The sequence below is a fragment of the Paenibacillus monticola genome (assembly GCF_009664975.1).
GTDB classification, from domain to species: domain Bacteria; phylum Bacillota; class Bacilli; order Paenibacillales; family Paenibacillaceae; genus Paenibacillus_AQ; species Paenibacillus_AQ monticola.
Map to the genome: position 1 here is coordinate 42,294 of NZ_WJXB01000003.1, position 24,664 is coordinate 66,957.

The following is a 24,664-nucleotide window of genomic DNA, read 5'->3' on the forward strand; positions in this document are numbered from 1 at the left end:
CAAGTATCTGCAAATACCGGAGGAATTACCCCTACCAGCGTAACAATTTCGTTGCCTCACAAGAAAAGCTGTCCCCTATGTAGAAGTTTCTACAGAGAGGACAGCTTTTCTAAGTTAACAGGATATAATCAATTTTCAAATAAAGTCACACGGTTCCTGCCGCTTGTTTTGGATTGATAAAGAGCTTCATCAGCCAGCTTGTAGATATCCTCTTCTCTGAGGCCATCAACCTTCACCGCAGCAACACCCACGGAAACCGTTATAACCCCGGATGAGGGGCTTGTTGCATGCTCAATGCCCATACTTTCAATACTTCTTCTAATTCCTTCGGCATATTCATAGGACTCTTCCTGAGTGATCCCCGTGATAATCAACCCAAACTCTTCTCCACCTAATCGAAACACGAAATCATCGGCTGGCCCGGCAAGCTCTTTGATTTTTTTGCCAAGCTTGCGTAATACCTCATCGCCCTCATAATGACCATACGTATCATTATATTTTTTATAATGGTCAATATCGAGCATGATACAGGTCAGATATTCCCTTTCGCTAGCGGCTTTTTCTACTTCTTCCTGGAATATTTTATTGAAATGTCTTCGATTGTAGAGGCCTGTCAGCTCATCGGTAATGGATATCTTCTCGATCAACTGAATGTATTTATTTAGCTCCTCATTGTTCAGTTCCAGTTCACGGGTGCGCTCTCCCACCAGCTCTTCCAGATGTTCCTTATGGCGCTTAAGTTCTACTTCCGCCTTCTTCCGCTCGGTAATATCCTTTACGGTTCCCTGAATAGCCGGTTTATTCCTATAATTGATTAAGGTCACCTTATGAATCACAACAACTTCCTGAATTTTATCCTTATGGATTAACTTTGTTTCATACTCGATGGGAGCGTTCTTGCCCTCAACTCTTCTCTCGTAATAGTGCATAATTTGATCACGATCGTCGGGACTAACAAAATTCCGGAAAGGCTGTTCGAGCATCTCTTCCATTTCATAACCCAACATCTGAGCCAAGGCCGTATTCACATACATGCACTTCTCATCTTGAGCAATAAATATACCGTCCACCATATTGTTTACAAGTTCACGGTACTTCTCCTCAGAACGTTCCAGGTCAGAATACAGGCTGGCGTTCTCGAGTGAAAAAACCATTTCCCTTGACAAAAGATTAATAATTCTCATCCGCTCTTTCGTAAATACACCTGTCACCAGATTATTCTCCAGATAGATGATAGCTATGACTTTGTTTTGATTAAGCAATGGCATACAGACCAGCGATTTCGGTCGAAATTTCACAATATAGGGATCGTTGACAAAGTGGGTTTCGGAAAAAGCATCATTGTAAATTAAGGATTCCTTACTTTCCTCTACTGCCTTTAAAATGGACTCCGGTAAATTGTTAAACTGTACATTCTCATGCATCAGTACAGTTACTTTGTCCTCTTCCGATTTATACTCACCCTCTACAAGCAAGCTGGAGCTGGATCTCATCAGAATGCAGCCTCTTTGGGCTCCGGCATTTTTAATCACGATCTCCATTAACGCTTCCAGCAGGTTGTTTAACTCAATTTCCTTCGATATCGCCTGCGAAGCCATAATCATCGAATTTAAATCGATATTTTCCGTAAAATCCGTGATGGTTCTCCCGTGCAAAAATTGCTTGTTGACTATTTGGTTCACGGTGTCCGGATATTGCTCATTCAAATGCCTGATCTTTCCTTTGGCCCCCCAAACGGAATAGTAGTAAAGTGCCTGTCTGAGTAGATAGGTGGCAAACTCCTTGAAATTCTTGTTGTAGTAAAATTTTGCAGCCAGCTCATTCGTCAGTGCCTTATACCTGACAAAATCGCCTTGTTCGCTGGTCTCGATCGCCAGATCATAGAATCTGCCAGCCAACTCTTGCTTCCCAGAGATTCTTGCCCATTCTGCTTGCAGCAGATACTCATGCTGCTTGAAATTTCCCGGGTTATGCTTCGCCCATTTCTTCACCCTGCCATATTCTTTCCGCATTCTTGTCCTTGCTTTGACTTGATCCATCGCACTTAAGTCCTTATAGCAATATGCCAGGTTCAGGAATGTATACAGCGCGAACTCCTCCATAAAGGCTGAACCGGCAAGGGTACCTATAATTTTATAGGCTTTATCGATATACACTAACGCACTTTTATAGCTTTCATAGGTGAATAGCAGTTTCATTTTGTAAATATAATAAATAGCGATCCCTGAATAGTACTTCGCCTCTTCAAGCTGCCTTACATAAGCCTCTTCATTGAAATCGGCGTCATTAAAAGAACGGTTGTCCGCAAGTTCACCGGCCAGACCGAGAAGCTGCTGCCTGGCTAACTTGGCTGTGGCTAAAGCTTCCTTGTATTTGGTATTCTCGATCATGGCAATGGTTCTGCCGCTTTCCTGAAGATTGGTAGCGATGTCCATTGTCGGATTCCAGAGATTCACATAAAAACAAGAGTGGGCAAGATATAGCCAATCCCCAGCTCTCAGGCTAGATTCAATAGAAGTTTTGTACAAGTCCTGCAACGTGTCCCAAGGTTCAGTCCAAGTGTGACAGAATAGCGTGTATAATACATGCGCCGCCCCCTTCCACTGCAGATCATTAAATTTATCGTTTATCCTGAGGCCCAGCCTGCCGAAATCGAAGGCTCCTTTGAGGTCGCCAAATCCAGAAAGCAATATGGAATAACCGATAAAAGCAAGGGCAGATTCGGGAGAATTCCCGTATTTCAATGTCAAACCAACCTTTTTCAGTACCACAAAACCAAAGAGTGCGGTTTCTCCCGAGATAAAGGTCGGCGGAATAAAGTTGATCAACAGTCTCATAATGAGCCTTACTTCAGGGTCCGTAATTTCCGGTTTCGCCAGAATCTCCTCAAGAGTTCTTCCTCTCAGGCTGGCTTTTACTTTCATGAATTCCTTTAGAACGAGTGGCATTCCGACCTTCTTCGGGATCTTAATCCCTAATGCCTGCAGTCCCAACCTACCGGAGTTTATCGATTCCTTCATCATTCCCAGATAAGTATAATGATTAGCCTGCATTTCGTAGATCTGCGCAATGGCGAAGCTATTATGTGTATGCCTAAGCAGTACTGCACAAGTCCGATCAGCGGCTTCAATATGCTGGGTGAGATATCCGCATTCGGAGTATAACTGATAGATTTCTGCAGTTTGCCGCTCATCTTCTAGCCAGGAGTTCTCTGTCGTCAAAAGGCTCAGTACCGCCTCCAAAAGAACAAACGCCGAATCATAGCCAAAGGCGGCCTTTGCCTTTCTGGCGGCCTTCAGGTTAAGCTGAATAACTTGGGTAATTTCATCTTTTTCGCTGATGTACTGGATTCCTTTATTCATATGTGTAGCAATATCCACTATTTTTTCTTCTGTTTCTTCAGGAGACAGATGTTTCTGCATCAGTCTTCCAATCGTCAGGTGCAGCTGTTTGCTTGTTTCAGTATCAAGCATCTGATAGAAAGCCTGCTGAATCCGGTCATGTTGAAATCTGAAGCGAATATGCAGCCGCTCCGCAACCTCTTCTTTTTCCTCTATCAAAGCAGATAACATGGAGTAATTAGAATCCGTCGGAATGAGGATATCTTCTTCCACAGCTTTTATTAAGGACCCGGCAATAAATTCTCTTTCTTCTTCTCCAATCAAAGAGAGCAGATTGAAATCAAACTTATCGCCGATGGCTGCACCCAACATCATAATCTTCCGAACATCCTCCGGCATATTCTTCAGTTTCCGCATCAGAAAATCGACAATGTTGTCATTGACATGCAAATTCATGATTTGATCCAGATCCCAGTTCCAGACACCCTGCAGATCATCAAAGAATACATATCCGTTTCTATATAGGTCCTTGAAAAACTCATTTACGAAGAAAGAGTTCCCTTTGGTTCTTATGTAAATAATCTCTGCGAGTTCCTTTACCCTGCTGGAATCGGTGAATAGTGTATCCGCCACTAAGCTTTCCACATTACGTGCGGACAGAGAATTCAACCTAATCTGCCCAACTTCCCTGCTTGCTTCAATTTTTTCCATAGAGATAAACAGAGGATGGCCTTGGGTAATCTCATCCTGGCGATAAGAACATATAATAAAGCATCTTTGCAAATGATTATCGAGAACCAATTTTTGTACCAGCTGCATGGTGGACACATCGGCCCACTGAACGTCATCCAGAAATAAGACCAAGGGCTTTTCAAGAGCGGAAATACCCTCAATAAAATGAGCAAAAGTCATGAAAAAACGATTGGTTTCTTCTGCGGGATTCAAATGCTCGATTTCCGGCTGAATACCAATCCATTTCTCAAGTTCGGGAATGAGGCCCGTGATTAACGTACCATTTCCGTTCAGAGCCCTTTTTAAAGATGTTTTCACACTACTCTTATACTTTTCATCTGAACCACTCATGAGCTGGCTAATCAACCTTCGGAAAGCCTGAATGATCGCGCTGTAAGGAATGTTTTTATTGAATTGGTCAAACTTCCCTTCCGCAAACAACCCTTTTTCCTGGCTAATATATTTATGTAGCTCATGTACCATTGCAGTTTTGCCAACACCAGCATCACCAGAGACAAGCATAATTTGTGGATTGCTCCTGAGACTTCTTCGGAAGGCATCGACCAGAACCTTCATATCCTCTTCCCTGCCGTATATGGTCTGTGGAATCTGAAAAATATTTAGTCTGTCCTCTATGCCAATCTCAAAATCCTCATGCCCCGCAAGGCATTTCTGTAAATCGGCTTTAATTCCGTAGGCACTTCTATATCTGTCTTCGGATGACTTCTCCAAAAGTTTCATAATAATGGCGGATAGAGATTTGGAAACCTTACCATCAGTTACTGTAACAGGCGATATTGCTTCTTTGGCAATAATGGAATAAATCTGCTCCAGCATCTCTTCTGATTCAAACGGTTTGATCCCCGTCACCATCTCATACAAACATACACCCAGAGAATAATAATCCGTCCGGTAATCTACATTCCGATTCATTCTGCCCGTTTGTTCAGGAGAAATATATAGCAGACTACCTTCCATTACACCACTATTTTGAAATTCCTGTTTTTCTTTGGTTAGTTTTACCGCAAGTTCAAAGTCAATTACCTGAACCACATCTTGTTCTCTATTCCAGATAATATTGGAAGGTTTAATGTCCTTATGAATAATATTCTGTTCATGTACGGCCCCTAAGATTTCAACAAGCTTGATGGTGAACTTCAAAAGAGTATCCAAATCGAGCCTTTCATCAGCCATAATTCTTTTTAGCGACCGACCGCGAATATCCTCCAGTACCATGAAATAAAAGCCATTTTGTTCTTCCAGTTTAAAGGGTTTAATCACTCCCTGGTCACTTTCACTCAGCTCTTTAAGCATTTTATATTCCTGCTTAAAGCGCATAACCTCTTCGTGTCCGGCAAATTCCGATTTTAATACTTTTAAGATGTACGTTTCCTGAGAAATGGCATCCCTGCATCTGTAGACCGATTTTCCGCAATGATCCGAAAAGGTCTCCAGTATTTGATAATTATCAATGGCAATCATACCCATTCCACCTTTAGCTGTTCTATCCCTTTACTTCAAAATCAGCATCAAAATCAAAAACATATGCGGCAATCAACCAGATAATCCAGCAGTTAATTCCAAAAAACAGATACCCGAAGTAACCTAATAGGGGCATCTCCGAGAAAATATGTATCTTATCAAGATAAGGAACAGAATACTTCCAATAGTTCGGGTTAGTAGGCATGGAGTCGTGGAACCATTCACTTCCGAAGTTCCAGAACTCCCAGAAGAAACCGTTACACAGGGTGGCTAGAGCGAATAAAACAGTTTTGGACCAATCGCCATCTTTAATCGGAGTAAATGGAGTCCAGTAACCAGTCAGAGCCATGGCGGCGGAGAGCATGGGAACCAAAGCAACCCATAGTACCCAGAAGAGCAAATATGGATAGTACCCCATTCCAAAAGCCAGAATTAGCCCTATCACATAATAGATCAGCAGAAAGGTTCTGGACACAGACAATTTGGGACCGTTGCGATAGCGATTTCTAAATAGTTTGAACGTCTTCAATAGCAAATACCATTCCACAATCGCCGGTAGAACAGTGGTATAGGACAAGGAGAACCAAAACACATTTCCAAAGTTAGAGAACACTTCATTGTTGGGATAATACCAGTTCTCAATGACAAAGAAATTTAGAAACTCGAAGGCAAACCAGCTGAAGCAGGAAACAACAGCCAGCAGTTGCATGATGTGTGGTTTCTTGGAGACAAGAGAGAATCCGTTAGTCCGTTTATAGACAATTCCATCTAGAATCAAGATAAAAGCCCACCATAACGGGACAAATGTATAATATTCCAGAGATATATGTACCTTGATTCGTGCCCACATTAAAAACCAGCTAATTCCAAGCACGGGCAAGCTCCACCAGAACCAGACGGGAAATTCTGTCTTGAGTTTCGGCTCCGTACTGGATTCAGGAATATTTTTAAATCCAAAAAGCTTCGGAAAGACCAAAAACAACGTAATGAACAATGCCACAATGACCGCTAAAGAGAAATATAGTAAACTAAATCCCGGGTCATTCTCAACTTTTTGCGCCGGAAAATCACCATAACCTGCTGGCAAGCCACCCCATTTAACCAGACTTCCAATCAATGGCAGGATAAAGATTAAACCAAAGGTTAGAATAAGAATAAACTTTTTTTTCCAGGATTTCATCATCTTTTGACTCCTCTAAATACCAAATTATATGTTCGTTAACAATATGTAGTAATTTATTTTTCGAAGTCGAAATTTGTATATATTAAATATGTAACATTCGATATCCGCTCAGTTTTTTCCTGCTTGCAGATTGCCCTTGAGGTAAAACATTATATGAGGAAAAAGACACTGACGGGGGGTCAGTGTCTTGGGACGAATCCTATTGCAAATGATCATACTTTTTTCATTTTTGCTGGATTATTAATTTTATATTTCACTGGATGTTGAGTGAGCTTCTTGGCCACTACTTTTGCTTCAAAAGAGACTCGGTCCCCCACCTGAAGTTCCAGTTTTTTTAGCGTTGCACTATGGCTTGACCAGACTTCATCAATCGCAAGCTCCTGACCTTCCACGGATACTCCCCCATAAATGATCACTTCATCATCATTATCGGAGAAATGATTAGGCACTGTCGCAAACTCCTTTACGATCGCCGTCATCTGTAATTTATCTTCAGGTAACTCCACAACTTGCTTCTTAGCTTTTGCAGGTTTTCCGGGTATTTCCTTCGCTACTTTCGCTACTTCTACTACCTCAGCTATTTCCTCTTCTACGTCGTCAGACAACTCTAACATGTCAACGGGGTCTGCTGAGTCAGAAGCTGTGGCGCCTCTTTGTCCAAAACCAGCCGTTTGCATTTCTTTTAGATACGACGGGTGAATGCAATGCCGCTGGTTATTTTCAAATTGCACAACAACCGTCATGTTATCCACATAACCCACAATCTCGCAAGGTAAAATCAAGCCATACCCCTTATACAGATATGTTTTGGGCTTGGTAGCTGTATTGGACAATAGATTCCATTCCTTACATCTATCAATGAGCTCATCTTCACTGCTGAAATCTTGTACTATAATAGGCCCAATAGCAAACGGATAGTTCATCTCACTTCTCACCCTTCAAATCAATATAACCTATTATCCCACATTTTAAAGTACAGCTCAAAAGAAAGGCATATTAATGATTTGCCATTGAGCGGGAAATGCTATAGATTGGAAATGAACCCTTGTCCAAAAATAACTTTGTAGGAGTGAGTAAATGTCAGTAGATGTTTATGTCAATTTTAACGGTAACTGTCGTGAAGCCGTGGAATTCTACGCACAGGTTTTTGAAACAGGACAACCGCAAATCATGACCTTTGGAGAAAGCCCGCCCAACCCGGAATACCCGCTGCCTGAAGAAGCGAAATCCTTAGTCATGCATACTCGGCTAAACATTGATGGAAGCAACGTCATGTTCTCTGATGTATTTCCTGGCATGCCATTTATTCAAGGCAACAATATCAGCTTGTCATTGGTCACTGCGGATGAGGCAAAGATCAAAGCCTGGTTTCCTAAGCTCAAAGAAGGCGGCAAGGTCGGGATGGAACTTCAAGAAACCTTTTGGAGTAAATGCTACGGGAGCCTTACGGATAAATTTGGCATAGAGTGGCAGCTTAGTTATGACACTGGTGAGTTCGGAATGTAACTTTATATAAACCATGTAATATATTATAATTTAAATTAAAGGACTGCCAGATGGCAGTCCTTTTGTATGCTTAGTCTTGGACAGGATCGTCTGCGGGGCTCTCTACGAGATGCTTCAGCACATTCAGCTTGTTATCCCAGAATCTTTCGAAGTAAACCAGCCATGATTGCACATCCTGAAGCGGGCCAAGCACCAAGCTATAACGCGTTTCGCGGCCGACCTTTCGCTCCTTGAGAAGCCCTGCTTCTTCCAAAATATGCAGATGTTTGGAGACCGCCGTCCTTGTCATTGGATAATGCCCAGTGATCACAGTCACCCTCCTGTCTTCAATAAGCTGCCCCGCATCGCTATCCTGATGGAGAACAAAATCAATTACAACTTTCACGGAAAAGTCTGTCAAATCCCTAAACCGAATAATGCCTTGTGTGATTTTATTGAACGGATATAATGCAACATTTTGCATTTATATAAGCCTCCTACTTCTTAAAGTGAGTTAACTTAACCGATTAAGCTAAGATTACAATATATTCCCAAATATATCAATATCCACGATAAAAATACTAGATTCGGAGCTTTACTTGATCTCTTGACTCTTTCTCGAATGAAATGTTAATCTTTAGTAATATTAAATATACTAGGGAGACTCTTACATTGAAAAAGATAACCATGAAGGATATCGCACGTGAGGCTAATGTTTCTGTAGCAACTGTAAGCTATGTTCTTAACAATGTTGAGAACCAGACGATCCCGGAGAAAACGCGATGTCAAATCATGCAGTTGGTAAAAGAACTCAATTACATCCCAAATCTGGCGGCTCGCTCACTCAGCAAGAAGAAAACGGGACTCGTCGGGGTTCTTATAAACACCTCTGCGAACATGCCCTTTTGGAAGCGCCATAATTATTTTTCATTTATTGAGGCTTTGGAGAGATACTTAACAAAAGCTGGCTACCATACACTTCTATATACTTTGGACGCAGATCATCCTTCCCTGGATATCATCGTAGAAAGGAAGCTGGAGGCTGTATTTCTAATAGATGTGAAGGATGATGCCTTCTACTCCATCTCTACACATTTCATTGAAGGTGTTCCCTTGATCTTGATCGACAGCCTCATTGAGGATAAGTTGTTTAAACAAGTCCTCTTCGATTACCACTCAGTGCTGCAAGCAGCCCTGCTGGAAGGCCCTGCTCAGACATGCTTAATCATGGAGTCTTACAATAATTCCGCCTTAACTCTGGCAATTATGGCTGATATCCCCTTGCCCCAAGAGGCAATCTTCATCATTCATGACCTGGATGAGCTGAACGCGGTCTTAAACCGGAATACGTACAAAAAGGCTATAGTTATCAATGAATTTATAGGTAATCACATTGAGAAAGCTGGTGTATTCGAGCACATCAGTGTTATTTGTACCTGTTCTTGTCCGGAAATTTTGACAGAGATCACTCATAAAATTGTATTCAAAGAAGACAAGGCTGCAGCTGCATTTGCATTGATGGAGGATCTATTGCAGAATGTCGATTATTCGGTTCAAGCTATAAATAGATATTATATTAAATAATTTTTTTCACTGTAACTTAAACGTTTAAGTTGAGGGGGAATTACATTGCAAGAACCACTTTTAACAAGCCAAAACCCAGCTGCCGTTCAGTCCTACCCTACGGTATGGAGAAACAGGCAATTCCTGCTGCTTCTCTGCTCTTACTCCATTTCTCTGTTTGGCAACACCTTTCACAGTATCGCCTTAAGCTTATGGATCCTTCAGACAACCGGCAGTGCCAAATTGATGGCTGTTGTTACAGTGACGAATCTTTTGCTCAGCTCCTTCCTTGGATCTATAGCCGGCACGTTTGCAGACAGGATCAATCGCAGAACTATCATGTTGATTACTGATCTGATCAGTTTTGGATTCGTTCTGGTATTGGCATTTTTTATTTCCTTACCATTGTCTCCTTTTGTTGTCGTGGCCTTGTTGACCGGGCTAATTACCACATCGGCATTATTTCAATCTCCTGCCTATCAGTCATCTATTATCAATGTTGTCGGCAAAGAACAGATTCAAAAAGCAGTGGGTCTGATTAATCTTTCGGAGAACATTTGCCGAACGATCGGATTCTCGGCTGGGGGGATTTTCGTGGCCACTTTCGGCGCAGCTGACGCTATTATTCTGGATGGGGTTACCTTTCTGATCTCCTTCCTTCTCGTTCTTAGCGCTGGATCTTTTCCGTCGCCATCGAGTATCAATCATTCGCCGAAAGAAAAAAAGAAATTTATCGACGATTTGATCGCTGGCATTCTCTATATCTGGAGATTTCCGTTTGCCAAAGCCATTATGATCATGTTGCCTACGCTTACCCTTTTCTTTATGCCATCCTTAATGCTTACTCAAGTGATGGCCGTTAAAGTCTGGAAAGCCAATCCGTTTCAATTTGGTCTCATGGAATCTTGTATTCCGCTTGGTTATATGATCGGTTCGGGTATTATCCTGCTATGGGGTTATCGCATTAAAAATCGGGGTGGGGTGGTCATTGCTAGTTTGTTGACGATCGGTCCTATGTATATACTGTTATCATTAATTAACACTGCTATTGTAGCTATTCCCGTGATTCTTCTCATCGGCTTTATGTTCTCGTTCTGTACACTGCTGATCAATATTATTCTTAGGCTCGAAGTTTCCGAAGAACTTCAGGGCAGGGTATTCGGGGTGTTAGGGTCCATTATGAGCGTAGCTCCCTCGGTGGGTCTGGCTATCGTTTCGTATTATTCCGATATATTTGGACCCCGTTCAATTATGAGCTCACTTGGAATTTTGCTTCTGCTTTTTTCCATCTTGGCTTTCGCCAAGTTGAAGATTATCCGCACCTATCATTAGTGAGAATGATCGTGCGATCTTACTGCAGCGTATCCCGGTAATACCGGGATACTATCACTCCAAAATACTAGGCGATTCCTCGGAACTACCGCGATTCATTCTTAACGATCATAGCTACAGTGATCAGCATTTCAAAAAATCCTCTAACACAGCGATGATCAACCCATGATCTTCATGACCCTCTAGACCCGATACGGAGATTGTTCCGATATGTCCAACATTTTTGATAATTATAGGAAAGCTTCCGCCTTCGGCCGCATAATCCATGGGATCTACGAATGCACTCTCCTCAATCGTGGTGTTCCATGATTTATATAGTACATGCATGTAATAGGAGCTATGTCCAAAATGATTGACGACATTGATTTTGCGATCAATCCAGCGATCATTGTTAGGTCCGGTTCCTTCCATTTTCGCATGAAACAGCACTTGTCCATTTTTTCTAATATCAACAGCGATTAGCTTATCCCCATTCGTTGCTCTTTCCAGAATAGCATTTCCAATTTGAATTGCTGATTGATTACTAAACTCGACGAACTGTAAATCGCTTTCTTGCTGAAGTATTTGCTCTGCTAATTCGGTATAATTCTCCAAGCATAAACACATCCTTTATCAAGTATCAGAATCTTTTCAATTATAACAGACAGATTCACTTCACTCTAAGAATTAATCCTTCCTGCGAACTGTGATCCCATTCCTGTTCCGTGGCAAATGAGGGACAACCCTCCCAGTTATTGTCTATATCGTATTTAAAAATGCAATAAGCCATCACAATACAAGCCATGATAGAATCCATTCCGTGAAGATTCGGCTCTCCATTTGCATTAAGCGTTCCTTGTATAGCTTGCGGGGTAATAGAAAGGTTAAAGCTTTTATCTATTTGTGTTTTGAAGTTAGCATTCATAGCTTCAAATGTAGCTGCATCATTACTTTTGAGGTGCAAGGTTTTCCACAGGTGGCTTGGATAAACCTCATACAGATGCGAACCCTCCTTTTTATATGACGTAAACGGATAAATAGAAACTTCCTTTTGCAAATTAAATAGTAGCTTGCGTCCACCGTATAACATCCCATTCATAGCGATTGGTGTTGCAGATATTGGACTTTTTCCATTCACGGCAATATCGGTTTCCCTAAGATCTATATCACTTTTACCACTATGTACTGTTCCAAATCGACTCTTAAACTGCTCTCTTGTATCGCTATAAGCTTCTTGAATAAATGTTGCCCACGAGGAGGAATAGTGACTCTGCAAGTGATGCATAGGAATAGCAAAAGGGAAATCCAATCCCCAAGGTGCTGAGGTCTTCTTTATCAAGTACAATAAATCCAAGCGATCCTCGCAGCTGATGACTTCTTCTATAGATAATTCATTTCCTATAAGCTTGCCTCTTGTAACAAAAATCTTTCCCTCCGGGTTCTTGGCCCCGCTGAAGTCACACCCATAGATATCCATATTTTCTCCCTTGAGTCTATTGGTCTCTAATCTTATTGCCCGTCTATGCCCTGTCAGCAAAGTCAATCTTCAGTAACGGAAGCCCTATAAAGGTAGCATACCGTTCAGCAGCCCGCAGCACTCTTTCTTCATTGTCACCAAGCTGTTCGAAAGGGCTAATCACAAACTCAAGCCCTTTTTTCTTAAAGGTTCGTTTCCATATCCCGATGACTTGACCGTCCACAACAAGGGTTGGCATAAACACACCGTTATTACCAGGGACAATCCGGGGAGCTGTCTCCGGCTTAAGAACAGCACTGCGGTCTTTATAACCAAGAATAAATTCATCAAATCCCGGCAGCAGATAGACACCAAAATCATCAGAAGATTGTGCTACCGAGACTGTAGTCATCCAATATTCGCGGCCTTCTATTTGTTCGGAGAAGAGTTCCCCTTTCACTGTTTCGAGACCTCTTCTGGCATCTGTAAGTGTTATGCCTGCCCACCAAGCAAAGTCATTAATGGTCGCTGGCCCGTGAGCTTTAAAATATCGTAACGCCAGTTCTGCTAATGATTGCTCAAAAGAAAGGTCACGGGAATGGGGCACCCACTCGTCCAGCAACACGAAAGTTTGCTGCTTGCCATTCACCGGCCCAAAACAGATCAGACCATGATAAGCACAATGCCACAAAATATGATAGCCACGTTGGCTTGCAGTGCTGATACTCGCATCCTCCAGCAGTTGCAGCAGATCCGAACGATCTACCTGCCGCCCACCTGTTAATGCGTCATAAATGATTTCCCGGCAATGCTCCAACGTTCTAGTATCCAGCCCCAATTGAGCCAGTCTGCTCTTGGCCTGTCCCACAACGCGCGATCCTGCAAGCTGCAGCATCCATTTCACATCTTCGGACGGCACACAATGAATCGTACCACGCAGCGTCCACGTAAGAACGATTTTGCGATCGGCTATTGCACGCTCTATATCCGTTAATGACGCAGAGGGTGTACGCAAACCAATCGCCCACATCACCTGCATATAATCTTGCGCCTGCAGAGCACCCAATTTCTGCACAACTTGTTCAGGCCGCAGGAATTTGGAGCTAGCAATAAGCAGGTTATTTAGGCGGCGATCCGCAATAATCTTATTAGTCACAGTATCTCTCCTGTATTACGCTCTGTATTTATAAAACTGAATAAACAAAAGACACCAACTCTTAGTTAGTGTCTAGCTCCCGATCGTATCACAATCTGATAGCATCCCAGCTCATCCGAATAATTTGTTGCAAGCGATCTTCATTAGCTTCGAACCGTCCTTTGAAATGGGCCTTCGCCAACTGTGTGACAGGAAAGTAACAATAAGTCAGCAAAAATACTGTATCTAGTGGCTTTAAGTCACCTTTCTGTTTACCCTTCTCTATGAACTCATGCAAAGGGATGAACATCGTCGCTGTATCTTCAAGACATAATTTGTCCATGAGCGGCGAGGTTGAAAACTGCTCCAAAAACATAAAATAATCTTTATTGTCCAGTATGAACTTCATTGAGTTCCTCATAAACCGCTCACATAACTCTTGTGTGGATAAGCTGTCATCAAGCTCATGAATCATTTGTCTGCTCATCTTCTCCTTAACATTGATATAAAGTTTGACGAGCATGTCCTCCTTATTCGCAAAATAGACGTAAATTGTCGCTGAAGAAAGATTCGCTCGCTTAGCGATCTTGGACATTGAAATGTCCGAGAGTCCAACTTCGTTTATTAACTCCATAGTGGCTTGAAAAATCGCTTCGTTCTTAGAATCATCCTTATGTCTCATAAGATTATGATAAATGATCGTTTAATTAATGTCAACGACGAGCCCATACTGTACTTTCAAAATTATATTCAAAATAAGACGACTCTTAACGAGTCGCCTTCAATGACTTAAACTTCATTATGCTGTTAGTTCTTCAGCTGTAATAGGGTTACGTTTAGGAACCTGAAAGACAAATATAAGAACGTAAGCGCAAGGAATATCACCGCATCCATAAGCAAATACAGGATCTGTTCTCTCATTAATGCGTAATCTCCGCTCCCTATGATCGCTTTGAAACCTACGATGCTGTGCGTCATGGGAAGTAAAGGATTGATCTTCTACATCCACGTTGGCAACAGTCCCAGCGGGAATGTACCCGCACTCGAAGTCAGCTGGAATATCATCAATACGATCGCTAGGAACCTTTCTGGATTGTCCAGCCAAGTGACAAGAGTCTGGACAATCATACTAAAGGTAAAGCTGACGATTAAGGTGAAGAGGAAGAACAGTACCACGTTGTGCACCTCAAGCTTCAGCACATATATTAGTACAATATCTGAAAGTAGCGCCTGAAGGATACTTTAACTATACAGCGCCGTTATACAGTAGCTTCAATCCGCTTGCAAGACCTGTTGTACCTGTTGAAAGCTTGTTTAAATTCTCCTTCAGGGTGGACAAACCATCCTTCAGCTTGCCTGCCCCTTCCGTCAACTCCGTCGCGCCATTGCCCGCTTCCCCTAGCCCTGCTGATATCGTATCTACCTGTTCGAACATACCTTCCAAAAAATGCGAAATACTTTCATCCTTACACACCCTTTATGTTGAAAATGAATAGTTGACTGTATGCGTAATACGGTCATTATTTTATTAAAAAAAGCCTTTGCAGGCGGAATTATTCAGAGCTACTCAAAATACCATTCGAAATAAATAAACTCATATGATCTTTAATTTGGTCTTTATTCAGCGGTTCGTGCGTTTTATTCCATTCAGTAGTCAATGCCAAATATAAACGCAGGATCATAAAGGCAGTAATACTTGAATCGCAAGGTTTCACTTCACCCTTACTGACAGCGAAGTTAACTCTTGATAGGCCTTGTCCAGAATTTCCTCAAACAAATCTTCCTTGGTTTTAAAGAACGTATAGATCGTTCCTTTACCCACATTAGCGATTCTGGACACTTGGTCCATTGTGGTTGCTTTATAACCAAATTGCACAAAGGATTGCGTCGCTGCTGTTAAGATTAACGATTTGCGATCTATGGACATAATTCTAACCCCTTCTTTCTAAACTGCCGGAAAATTGACTAAATTTTGAATCTGGTCAGCTAGCTACAACAATCTAACATATCTCTACTAAGATGACAACAATTTAATTTAAAATTTACATTTAAGCGGTTACAATATTGTATAATAGGTCACCATAAGGTTTGATGGTAAGATTAGTCATAATAATATTTAGTTTAAAGGAGCTAAAACCTATGGAAATATCATCTTTTTTATTACCTAAGGATCAAGTGGCCTTCATTACATCCTCGATGTCTATGCTACAGGCCTTGGAGCAGCTCGAACAACATCACTACACGGCGATTCCCATTATTGACGCTGAAGCAAAGTATATTGGTACACTCTCGGAAGGCGATCTGTTATGGATGCTCAGAAAGACACCCGGTCTAACCTTTGACAATATGCAGGAAGTTATGGTGAGTGAAATCCAGAAGCATGTTCATAATGAAAGTGTATTGATTAACGCACAAATGGAGGATATGCTCACTTTGGCTGCGGATCAAAATTTTGTTCCGGTCATCGATGATTCTGGAGTGTTTCTCGGGATTATCCGCAGGAAAGATATTATTGAATATTACACGAGGAATATAACGGATTAAACGTAACTCTATAAATACAAATCGGCCCGATTTCCCGCATCATGCCCAGGCATGAATACGATTAATCGGGCCGAAGCCACACAGTATTTCAGTGATCTATTAAGGGATAATCAGCTTTTACAGCTCTGTTAGAATAATTGTTCCCTGTGGAGTAATTGCTAAGGTATGCTCATATTGTGCCGACAAGCCTCCATCAATGGTACGGGCCGTCCAGCCGTCACCATCAACCTTGGTCCGGTAACTTCCGGTGTTCAGCATAGGCTCAATGGTAAATACCATGCCTTCTTTCAGGCGTGGTCCTTTGCCTGCCGGTCCGTAATGAGGAACCTCTGGTGCTTCATGCATATCCGAACCGATACCGTGTCCGATAAAGTCGCGTACAACAGAGAAGCCGTTAGATTCAGCGTATACCTGTATGGCATGAGCAACATCGCCAATACGGTTGCCGGCAACCGCCTGTTCAATTCCTTTGAACATAGACTCCTTGGTTGTAAGCAGCAATTTGGCTGCCTCATCACTGATTGTTCCAATCCCGTAAGACCAGGCTGAGTCAGCCAGCCAACCGTTTAGATTCACTACCATGTCTATAGTAACGATATCTCCGTCTTTAAGGGGTTCCTGCTTCGGGAACCCGTGGCATATTACATCGTTCACTGATGCGCAGGTAGCAAACGGATAGCCGTTATAACCCTTTTGCTCTGGAGTCGCCCCTTGAGACAGGATAAATTTCTCGGCAAATTGGTCAATCTCCCAAGTCGTAATCCCAGGTTTCAACATTTGCTCGATTTGCCGATGGCATTCAGCCAGAATCTTTCCTGCAGCCCGCATTTTTTCGATCTCTTCCATCGTTTTCATGATAATCATAACTTCGCCTCTTCTGTGCAGAACACATTACTTAATATAATGGCTCTTTTTATGTTTTTTTTGGTACTCCTCTATATTATGTAAGAAAAACGTCAGAAATCCAAATAAATCATGAAAATTCTTTATTCTTGTATAGTCTTGGTACACAACGAAGACCCGGTCAGAACATCCGGGTCTTCGTATATACCACTTGATTATATCCATACATATTCAATCAAGCATGAAAATTAGTTCCTGAAGTGACCGCTTGAACATACCCCGTACGGATCACAAAATCACCAAAATGCTCATCCTGCTGACGTTCCTTCGCATAACGATGGATAATCGGTCCGAGCGTATCAAGGATCTCCTGCTCATCAATACTTTCCTTGTAGATCTTATTTAATCGGTCACCTGTAAAGCCGGCTCCCAGGTACATATTATATTTACCAGGAGCCTTCCCGATGAAGGAAATCTCGCCTAAAGCCGGTCTTGCACATCCATTAGGGCAGCCTGTCATGCGGATAACAATCTCTTTATCACGCAGACCTGCCTCGTCTATGATCAGCTCCAGCTTATCAAGCAGAGCCGGAAGATAACGTTCAGCTTCAGCCATAGCCAGTCCACAGGTTGGCAACGCCACACAGGACATCGAACTGCGCCGCAAAGCAGAGAACTGCGCACCATCCGTAAGCCCATATTGCTGGGCCAGTTCAACGACCCTGCGTTTCTTGGTACTGGTCACATTGGCGATGATCAGATTCTGGTTTGGCGTCAGGCGGAAATCACCGGTATGAATCTTGGCAATTTCCCGCAATCCAGTCATTAATTTATAGTCGCCAAGGTCATGAATTCGTCCGCTCTGCACATATAGCGTCAGATTCCAGCGGCCATTGCTGCCCTTCACCCAGCCATAACGGTCTCCATTATGATCGAAATGATAGTCGCGTGCGGCTTCAAGCTGCCAGCCCAAGCGCTCATGCAGTTCACTTACGAACCATTCCAACCCATGACGGTCAATTGTATACTTGAACCGGGCATTCTTGCGGACAGAACGGTTGCCGTAATCGCGCTGGATCGTAACTGTCTTCTCAGCCAGATCAATAATCTGATCCGAACGACAGAAACCAATGATACGTCCCAGTTGGGGATAAGTGCTGGTATCCCCATGAGTCATGCCCATACCGCCGCCTACGGAAACGTTAAAGCCAACCAGCTTTCCTTCTTCAAGAATAGCGATGAGACCCAGATCCTGAGAGAATACATCGACATCGTTAGAGGGAGGCACCGCCAAGCCAATCTTAAATTTACGTGGCAGATATACAGGACCGTAAATCGGTTCTACCTCTGCTCCATCTGCCAGGCTGTCTACGACCTTTTCGCCATCCAGCCAGATTTCATGGTAAGCAGGGGTACGCGGTGACAAGTGATCGCTTAGTCTGCGCGCCCATTCGTAGACTTCTGCATGCACCTCCGACTGATACGGATTCGGGTTGCTCATGACATTCCGGTTAACATCCCCACAAGCTGCTAAGGTCGTCATTAGTGTGTCGTTAATGCTCTGGATCGTCTTTTTTAGGTTCCATTTCAGAACTCCATGCATTTGAAAAGCCTGTCTGGTCGTCAGGCGCAACGTACCATTGCCATATTTATGGGCCAGATCATCCATTACCAGCCATTGTGAAGGTGTAGCCACACCACCAGGTGCTACTACGCGCAGCATGAACTGGAAGGCAGGCTCAAGCTTCTGCCGTTCGCGTTCGTTCCGTAAATCCCGATCATCCTGCATATAGCTCCCGTGAAATTTTAACAACCTGTTATCATCTTCAGGCAAACCTCCGGTAATCGGATTACTCAAAGTCTCAACAAGCGCTCCCCGCAGGTAATTACTGTCTAGCTTAATATGCTCGACGTCACTAGGAGGCCCGCCGATGGGCTTCACCACTTCATTATTCGCCATTGTTGCTTATCTCCTCCCGGGGTAATTGTCTTGTACTTGATCTATGATTAATACACGTCACGCTGATAACGCAACTCCTGCTGCATAGTCTCCAAATATGCTGTTGCCTCGTCCGGGGACAGACCACCTTCTTGCTGGATCACTGTAATCAGCGCTGTATGAACATCATGTGCCATATGCTTCTCATCCCCACAAATGTAGACATGAGCTCCTTGTTGCAGCCATTCATACAATTCCCGACTCTTCTCTAAGATGCGGTGCTGTACATATACTTTCTCATCCGTGTCACGGGAGAAGGCCACATCCAACTTACTGAGCACGCCGTCTTTAAGCATTCTCTGCCAATCGGTCTGATATAGGAAGTCCGTCACGAAATGACGATCTCCATAGAACAACCACGTCTTCCCTTCCGCGCCCAGCTCTTCGCGTTCCTCCAGAAAGGAACGAAACGGAGCTACACCGGTACCAGGTCCGATCATAATAATAGGAACATCCGGATTAGTCGGCAGTTTGAAATTCGGATTCTGCTGGATGTAGATTGGCAGGGTACTTCCAGACGGTACACGTTCTGCACAATGAACGGAGCAGACCCCATAACGTTCACGACCATGAGCCTCATAACGTACAGCACGCACGGTGAAGTGAACCTCATCCGGGTTAGCCCTATAGCTACTGGCAATTGAATACAGACGCGCAGGCAGCTTCCGCAGAATAGTTACAAAGATGCGGGCTGGCACTTGCCAAGGGGAGAAATCCTGGATCAGATCAAGAAGATCGCGGCCTTGGATATACTCCTTAAGCTCCGACTGCTTGCCTGGTGCCAACAGTTCGGTGAGTGCGTTGCTGGAAGATAGCTGCACGGCTTGCTCTAATAATGGTTTAGTTAATACCGTAATCTCATAATGATAGGAAAGCGCGTCAAGCAAGGAGCCTTCTTCGCCTTTTTTATTGAACGGAACAGATTCAGCCGGGTTCCAGCCCATAGCTTCAATAATAGCTTTGACCAATTCAGGGTGATTCTCAGGATAAACGCCCAGCGAGTCGCCGGGCTCGAATTGCAGATTAGAACCTTCTAATGATAGTTCCAGATGGCGAGTCTCCCGATCGGAGCCGCGGCCATTCAGGTTTAGATTTTCTAATACCTCAGCTCTAAAGGGATTATTGCGTGAGTATTCCGTTTCCTGTGACTCTGAGGCTTCAGCAGCCTGAACCACCTCTGCTGCTATTGCCGGTGCATTCAGGCGTCCGTTCAAAGCATTTATAACACTCGCAAACCATTCTGCTACCGGCTCATCATAATCCAAATCGCAGTCTACACGCGGGCTTAACCGCTCTGCGCCAAGCTCACTCAATCGTTGATCGAAATCCTTGCCAGTCTGGCAGAAGAACTCGTAAGAGGTGTCTCCCAAAGACAATACAGAGAACCGCAAGTTCTCCAATTGTGGCGCTCTTTTGCTATAAAGAAACTCGTGGAAGGTGCGGGCATTATCCGGTGGCTCCCCTTCTCCATGGGTACTTACCAGTAACAACAGATTTTCAAGTTTCTTCAACCCATTGGGCTTGAAGCCGTTCATTGAAGCTAAGGTTACTTGAAATCCCTGCTCTTCCAGCTTGCGGGACAAGCTAGTAGCCAGACGTTGGCAATTGCCGGTTTGGGAACCAAAAAGCACGGTTACCTCTTTGGAAAGCTGGCCCGCTGCCGAAAGAACTTCCACGCTTCCAGCCACTGTCGGACTTGCTAGTGCTTGTAGTTCTGTTCCAACCGTTGCTACTGCAGCAGACCAGCCTAGTGCAGCTATATATCCGCTAAGCCAAATCTGCTGTGATTCCGTTAAGGACGGCAGAAGGCGATTGAGAAGCTCAACTTGACTCTCGTTAAAGGGACTGTTCGTTACTTGTAGTTGCAATAATATCCACCTCTCCTAAACATAAAATCGTTTTTTTCCATATCACTTCATCATATGTTCAGGCTATCATAATTAGTGAAAACGATCAACGAGCTCGGAGTATACTATAAAATGTTTATATTGGAAATATTATATATAAAATACGAAAAAACCGCCTAAATCAAAGTGATTTACCCTGATTTAAGCAGCTCTATTACAATTAATGATAACTTTGATTAGATAAAATGATAAAGTGATTTTCTATTATTAGCTAGCGCTGGTGAAAGCGGCTAGGTTCTCTGTTAGAAATTCTTTTAGGCTGGCTGGTGCCTGGCCTGTTAAATCTTGAACTATAGTGGTTACCACAGCGTATTCTCCCTTGGCAGAAGCTGTATCTAAGGAAGCAAAAACCTTAGCCGCACCATTAGGCAATCCTATCGATTCAAAAATACCCACTAGCTGATCTGTGGTTAAGGGCACAAATTGAATGCTTTTCCCAATGACTTCACTAGCGATTTGAGCCACATCAGTCCCTGAAAGCGACTCAGCCCCGGTTAAATCTATCGTTCTGGTTCCTGTGAAGGAGGAAGCAAGTGCCGCTGCTGCTGCCCTTGCACAATCCTTGCGGGTCACATAAGCTGTTTGGCCTTCACCTGTAGCTGCTGCGTATTGTCCACTAGCTGCGGCTTGCTGCAAGGAAGGAATCAGATTGTCGGCATAAAGATTATTACGGAGAATCGTGAAGGATAAGCCACTGCTCTTGATTTTCTCTTCTGTACTGTAGTGATCTCCGCCAAGCAAGGACTCCGTACCCGGCTCTGGATTAAGCTGAGAGGTATACACAATATGCTCAACTCCTGCCTTAATCGCCGCTTCTACGGCATTCGTATGCTGCTGCAACCGTTGCCCAGGCACACTCACAGCATCCGTACTGATAAGTAACAGCCGTTTGGCTCCAATGAAAGCTTCATCAAGTGTATCCGGTTGGTCAAAATCTGCTTGCCGTACGACAACGCCACGAGCTGAGAAATCTGACAGTGTCACCGGATTACGAGTTACCGCAATAATCTGACCTTTATAATTCTCCAGCAACCACTCTACTGCTTCACGACCTAAATGCCCGCTTGCACCTGTTACCAATACAGCTTCATTCGTGTTACTCATTTCCCATTCCTCCTCAGTATATTAAATCCAGTGAAATCGATAACCAGTAATACTCCCGCCTACCTGTAACTATTATAGTTACATGAATAGAACATGTCAACAATCCATACAAAAAGGGACAAGCGTATTGACTTGTCCCTACAGATTCGCTAATTAACTTTTCGGCTTCAACTTCAGCTTCAACTGTCCTTTGAGTAGATGGATTATAAACAATATAACGCCTATATTAATAGCCACATCGGCCAGATTAAGAATACCATTGCTCTTCCCAAAGACCAGAAAATCAGTTACCTTATGGAACACCAGACGATCAATCGCATTGCCAATAGCTCCGCCGGCCAGAAATCCCGCAGCAGTCTCCATCAAGACCCCTTTGATCTCTCCTTTACGCCGATAATAGATTAAGCCTGCTACGAAGACCACCGCAATAAGCACAAAATATTTTCCATATCCCTGAAAGGAGCTAAAAGCAGCCCCGCTGTTCTCGTAATGAGTAAATTGCAAAATATGATTCCAGATTGGAACCGTTTCTCCAACTTGCATATTCGATCTTACGATCCATTTTGATCCTTGATCAATCAGAATAACTAATGCGGATATCACAAAAATAAGCAAAACTAATACCTCCTTCTCACTCTGGAACTCAAATTCATCTCAAGCTTATCATACATACAGCAAATATTCTTTAGCAGTAGCATTCCACTTACGCGCATGTTACTTTAATAATCATCTGGGTTATAAACTCTATAATGTGTCAAGGAGGTTCCATATGGAATTAGAATCGATATTAATTAAGTTGATTGCTGGCTTTGTCGGATTATGGGCCATGACGAGGCTGCTGGGCAAAAAAGAAATTGCCGCATTGACCCCCTTCGATTTCATCTCAGCCGTTATGCTGGGTGATCTTGTAGGAAACACCATCTATGAAAAGGATACTTCCGTATGGATGCTGATATTTACCTTAGCTATTTGGACTGTCTTATCCGTCACCTTCGAAAAGATTACCCAACGTTACCAGAAGCTGCGGAAGCCGCTGGAGGGTGAACCGGAAATCTTAATTCGTAACGGGCAAATTGACCTGATGAGACTGCGTAGAAACAATCTTGACTTTGATCAGCTGCGGATGATGCTCAGAGCGAAGGATACTTTTTCGGTAAGTGAGGTAGCTTACGCTATTTATGAAACTAACGGTTCTTTGAGTATTCTCAAAAAACCGCAGTATGAAGTCGTTACCCGGGAGGATATAAATCTAAACGTACAACAAACTCACATGCCACAGAGCCTTGTTGAAGACGGAATCATCCAACTGAAAGGGCTTCGCGATCTTGGCAAAGATGAAGTATGGCTGCATCAGCAGTTGCAAGAGAAAGGCTTCCTAGATATCAAAGCAGTGGCCTATGCCGAGGTTAATGAAAAAGGCGAGCTTTATGTTGTCACCCGTATGTAAGATGAATATAGAAAAAAGGCGGCTTTGTCACATTAGACAAAACCGCCTTAACGTAAAGCCTCATGGACCTTTTTTAGCCACCAATATAGGACATCTCAATCTTCGGTTTGGTATTGCCTGATTTCGAATCGCTATCCTCTCGGCGTAGATCGGAATATCGGTCTTCCCGCTTGCTCCAGATCTGGCCGAGCTTCGCGGTCAGGTCTTCATCCGATATACCGGAGCGAAGCAGCGCCCTTAGATCAAAACCTCCACTGGCGAACAGACAGGTATAGAACGAACCATCGGCAGATAAGCGTGCGCGGGAACAGTTCGAGCAAAAGGTCTGCGTAATGGAAGAGACAATACCCATTTCTCGATTAGTCCCCTTATAGCGGTATCTAGCCGCAACTTCACCTTCATAATGTGCCTCGATAGGTTCGAGCGGCATTTCGCTGTGGATCATCTGCACAATCTGCTCCCGGGAAATGACCTGGCTGAAATCCCAGCCATTCGTGCTTCCAACATCCATAAATTCAATAAAACGCAATATATAATCCGTGTCCTTAAAGTACCGGGCCATCGGCACAATATCCTGCTCATTGGAGGATTTCTTCACCACCATATTGATCTTGACCTGAAGTCCAGCTTCCGCCGCAGCCTTCATGCCATCGAGCACACCTTGTACGCCAACTCCCATGCCGTTTATGGCACCGAACCGTGCGTCATCCAGCGAATCCAGACTCACATTCACCCGTTTCAGACCCGCAGCGTACAAAGCTTTGGCAAAACGTGGCAGCAGCAGACCATTCGTGGTCAGGGCAATATCCTCTATTCCCTCAAGCTCGTTCAACCGCTCAATAAGCGTCGGCAACCCTGCCCGCAAAAGGGGTTCACCACCTGTGAGCCGTAGCTTGGTCCCTCCCAAAGCAGCAAAGGAACTGGAGATTCTTACGATCTCATCAAAGCTCAGCAGATGATCTCTGCCCAGAAACTTATAATCGGGGCCGAAAATTTCCTTCGGCATACAATAGACGCAGCGCAGGTTACAGCGATCGGTAACAGATATCCGTAAATCCTTTAAGGGCCGGTTCAGCGTATCCAGCGTCATTGTATTTCCTCCTCTCCAGTTTCATATCCGCCTATCTTGCGG

21 protein-coding genes and 1 pseudogene are annotated in these 24,664 nt (G+C 43.5%); 5 read left to right on the forward strand and 17 right to left on the reverse strand.

What is annotated here, in order from left to right:
- Nucleotides 1-128: 128 nt before the first annotated feature.
- The 3 genes from GJB61_RS09290 to GJB61_RS09300 all read right to left on the reverse strand — a co-directional run bounded on the left by GJB61_RS09290 (nt 129) and on the right by GJB61_RS09300 (nt 7,661).
- Nucleotides 129-5,555 carry a diguanylate cyclase gene (locus GJB61_RS09290; protein WP_195724294.1) on the reverse strand — a complete coding sequence of 1,809 codons (5,427 nt, stop codon included), beginning with the start codon at nt 5,553-5,555 and terminating at the stop codon, nt 129-131.
- 22 nt (nt 5,556-5,577) lie between these two features.
- The gene (locus GJB61_RS09295; RefSeq protein ID WP_229521581.1) at nt 5,578-6,738 is read right to left on the reverse strand and encodes a small-conductance mechanosensitive channel; all 1,161 of its coding nucleotides are present in this window, start codon (nt 6,736-6,738) and stop codon (nt 5,578-5,580) included.
- 212 nt (nt 6,739-6,950) lie between these two features.
- Entirely contained in the window at nt 6,951-7,661 is a 711-nt protein-coding gene (locus GJB61_RS09300) for a hypothetical protein (protein ID WP_154118248.1), read from the reverse strand.
- A 154-nt stretch (nt 7,662-7,815) separates the two neighbouring features.
- On the opposite strand from GJB61_RS09300, the gene GJB61_RS09305 reads away from it, so the two are divergent.
- Complete coding sequence (locus GJB61_RS09305; protein ID WP_154118249.1) at nt 7,816-8,244, forward strand: VOC family protein; 429 nt, start codon at nt 7,816-7,818, stop codon at nt 8,242-8,244.
- A 70-nt stretch (nt 8,245-8,314) separates the two neighbouring features.
- Here the strand turns inward: GJB61_RS09305 and GJB61_RS09310 are convergent, their stop codons facing one another.
- The gene (locus tag GJB61_RS09310) at nt 8,315-8,707 is read right to left on the reverse strand and encodes an ArsR/SmtB family transcription factor (protein WP_154118250.1); all 393 of its coding nucleotides are present in this window, start codon (nt 8,705-8,707) and stop codon (nt 8,315-8,317) included.
- A gap of 188 nt (nt 8,708-8,895) precedes the next feature.
- On the opposite strand from GJB61_RS09310, the gene GJB61_RS09315 reads away from it, so the two are divergent.
- Both GJB61_RS09315 and GJB61_RS09320 read left to right on the forward strand, forming a co-directional pair.
- Nucleotides 8,896-9,807 (forward strand): LacI family DNA-binding transcriptional regulator, encoded by a 912-nt coding sequence (locus GJB61_RS09315; protein WP_195724295.1) that lies wholly within the window; start codon nt 8,896-8,898, stop codon nt 9,805-9,807.
- Between the two features lie 45 nt (nt 9,808-9,852).
- Nucleotides 9,853-11,118, forward strand: a complete 1,266-nt coding sequence (locus GJB61_RS09320) for an MFS transporter (RefSeq protein WP_154118252.1) — start codon at nt 9,853-9,855, stop codon at nt 11,116-11,118.
- Between the two features lie 123 nt (nt 11,119-11,241).
- Here the strand turns inward: GJB61_RS09320 and GJB61_RS09325 are convergent, their stop codons facing one another.
- The 7 genes and pseudogenes from GJB61_RS09325 to GJB61_RS09350 form a co-directional block, all read right to left on the reverse strand.
- Nucleotides 11,242-11,712 (reverse strand): heme-degrading domain-containing protein, encoded by a 471-nt coding sequence (locus GJB61_RS09325; RefSeq protein WP_229521582.1) that lies wholly within the window; start codon nt 11,710-11,712, stop codon nt 11,242-11,244.
- Between the two features lie 55 nt (nt 11,713-11,767).
- Nucleotides 11,768-12,640, reverse strand: coding sequence for a hypothetical protein (locus GJB61_RS09330; RefSeq protein ID WP_195724296.1), 873 nt, complete (start codon nt 12,638-12,640; stop codon nt 11,768-11,770).
- The gene (locus tag GJB61_RS09335; RefSeq protein WP_338115732.1) at nt 12,618-13,709 is read right to left on the reverse strand and encodes a winged helix DNA-binding domain-containing protein; all 1,092 of its coding nucleotides are present in this window, start codon (nt 13,707-13,709) and stop codon (nt 12,618-12,620) included. The genes GJB61_RS09330 and GJB61_RS09335 overlap by 23 nt, the downstream gene beginning before the upstream one ends.
- Before the next feature lie 88 nt (nt 13,710-13,797).
- Complete coding sequence (locus tag GJB61_RS09340) at nt 13,798-14,370, reverse strand: TetR/AcrR family transcriptional regulator (RefSeq protein WP_154118255.1); 573 nt, start codon at nt 14,368-14,370, stop codon at nt 13,798-13,800.
- 317 nt (nt 14,371-14,687) lie between these two features.
- Nucleotides 14,688-14,873 carry an ABC-2 transporter permease gene (locus GJB61_RS31605; RefSeq protein WP_229521583.1) on the reverse strand — a complete coding sequence of 62 codons (186 nt, stop codon included), beginning with the start codon at nt 14,871-14,873 and terminating at the stop codon, nt 14,688-14,690.
- 61 nt (nt 14,874-14,934) lie between these two features.
- Nucleotides 14,935-15,123 carry a hypothetical protein gene (locus GJB61_RS31610; RefSeq protein ID WP_229521584.1) on the reverse strand — a complete coding sequence of 63 codons (189 nt, stop codon included), beginning with the start codon at nt 15,121-15,123 and terminating at the stop codon, nt 14,935-14,937.
- Nucleotides 15,124-15,241: 118 nt separating this feature from the next.
- Nucleotides 15,242-15,615: pseudogene (locus tag GJB61_RS09350) on the reverse strand (TetR/AcrR family transcriptional regulator).
- A gap of 212 nt (nt 15,616-15,827) precedes the next feature.
- Between GJB61_RS09350 and GJB61_RS09355 the strand changes: the two are divergent.
- Entirely contained in the window at nt 15,828-16,232 is a 405-nt protein-coding gene (locus GJB61_RS09355) for a CBS domain-containing protein (RefSeq protein ID WP_154118256.1), read from the forward strand.
- A 117-nt stretch (nt 16,233-16,349) separates the two neighbouring features.
- Here the strand turns inward: GJB61_RS09355 and map are convergent, their stop codons facing one another.
- The 5 genes from map to lspA form a co-directional block, all read right to left on the reverse strand.
- Nucleotides 16,350-17,096, reverse strand: coding sequence for a type I methionyl aminopeptidase (gene map, locus GJB61_RS09360; RefSeq protein ID WP_154118257.1), 747 nt, complete (start codon nt 17,094-17,096; stop codon nt 16,350-16,352).
- 214 nt (nt 17,097-17,310) lie between these two features.
- Nucleotides 17,311-19,035 carry an assimilatory sulfite reductase (NADPH) hemoprotein subunit gene (gene cysI / locus GJB61_RS09365; RefSeq protein ID WP_154118258.1) on the reverse strand — a complete coding sequence of 575 codons (1,725 nt, stop codon included), beginning with the start codon at nt 19,033-19,035 and terminating at the stop codon, nt 17,311-17,313.
- A gap of 47 nt (nt 19,036-19,082) precedes the next feature.
- On the reverse strand, nt 19,083-20,942 hold the full coding sequence (locus GJB61_RS09370; protein ID WP_154118259.1) for an assimilatory sulfite reductase (NADPH) flavoprotein subunit: 1,860 nt from the start codon (nt 20,940-20,942) through the stop codon (nt 19,083-19,085).
- 246 nt (nt 20,943-21,188) lie between these two features.
- Complete coding sequence (locus GJB61_RS09375; RefSeq protein WP_154118260.1) at nt 21,189-22,085, reverse strand: SDR family oxidoreductase; 897 nt, start codon at nt 22,083-22,085, stop codon at nt 21,189-21,191.
- Nucleotides 22,086-22,238: 153 nt separating this feature from the next.
- Nucleotides 22,239-22,700 carry a signal peptidase II gene (gene lspA / locus GJB61_RS09380; RefSeq protein WP_154118261.1) on the reverse strand — a complete coding sequence of 154 codons (462 nt, stop codon included), beginning with the start codon at nt 22,698-22,700 and terminating at the stop codon, nt 22,239-22,241.
- A 154-nt stretch (nt 22,701-22,854) separates the two neighbouring features.
- Between lspA and GJB61_RS09385 the strand changes: the two genes are divergently transcribed.
- Complete coding sequence (locus tag GJB61_RS09385; protein ID WP_154118262.1) at nt 22,855-23,532, forward strand: DUF421 domain-containing protein; 678 nt, start codon at nt 22,855-22,857, stop codon at nt 23,530-23,532.
- Between the two features lie 73 nt (nt 23,533-23,605).
- On the opposite strand, the gene moaA is transcribed toward GJB61_RS09385, so the two are convergent.
- Nucleotides 23,606-24,622: a GTP 3',8-cyclase MoaA gene (moaA, locus tag GJB61_RS09390; protein ID WP_154118263.1), complete on the reverse strand. Its 1,017-nt coding sequence runs from the start codon at nt 24,620-24,622 to the stop codon at nt 23,606-23,608.
- Between the last annotated feature and the right edge of the window lie 42 nt (nt 24,623-24,664).

Excerpts from the sequence above, each read along its gene's own strand:
- GJB61_RS09290 (WP_195724294.1), bottom strand. The coding sequence starts at position 5,555 with ATGATTGCCATTGATAATTATCAAATACTGGAGACCTTTTCGGATCAT.
- GJB61_RS09295 (WP_229521581.1), bottom strand. The coding sequence starts at position 6,738 with ATGATGAAATCCTGGAAAAAAAAGTTTATTCTTATTCTAACCTTTGGT.
- GJB61_RS09300 (WP_154118248.1), bottom strand. The coding sequence starts at position 7,661 with ATGAACTATCCGTTTGCTATTGGGCCTATTATAGTACAAGATTTCAGC.
- GJB61_RS09305 (WP_154118249.1), top strand. The coding sequence starts at position 7,816 with ATGTCAGTAGATGTTTATGTCAATTTTAACGGTAACTGTCGTGAAGCC.
- GJB61_RS09310 (WP_154118250.1), bottom strand. The coding sequence starts at position 8,707 with ATGCAAAATGTTGCATTATATCCGTTCAATAAAATCACACAAGGCATT.
- GJB61_RS09340 (WP_154118255.1), bottom strand. The coding sequence starts at position 14,370 with ATGAGACATAAGGATGATTCTAAGAACGAAGCGATTTTTCAAGCCACT.
- GJB61_RS31610 (WP_229521584.1), bottom strand. The coding sequence starts at position 15,123 with ATGTTCGAACAGGTAGATACGATATCAGCAGGGCTAGGGGAAGCGGGC.
- GJB61_RS09355 (WP_154118256.1), top strand. The coding sequence starts at position 15,828 with ATGGAAATATCATCTTTTTTATTACCTAAGGATCAAGTGGCCTTCATT.
- map (WP_154118257.1), bottom strand. The coding sequence starts at position 17,096 with ATGATTATCATGAAAACGATGGAAGAGATCGAAAAAATGCGGGCTGCA.
- cysI (WP_154118258.1), bottom strand. The coding sequence starts at position 19,035 with ATGGCGAATAATGAAGTGGTGAAGCCCATCGGCGGGCCTCCTAGTGAC.
- GJB61_RS09375 (WP_154118260.1), bottom strand. The coding sequence starts at position 22,085 with ATGAGTAACACGAATGAAGCTGTATTGGTAACAGGTGCAAGCGGGCAT.
- GJB61_RS09385 (WP_154118262.1), top strand. The coding sequence starts at position 22,855 with ATGGAATTAGAATCGATATTAATTAAGTTGATTGCTGGCTTTGTCGGA.
- moaA (WP_154118263.1), bottom strand. The coding sequence starts at position 24,622 with ATGACGCTGGATACGCTGAACCGGCCCTTAAAGGATTTACGGATATCT.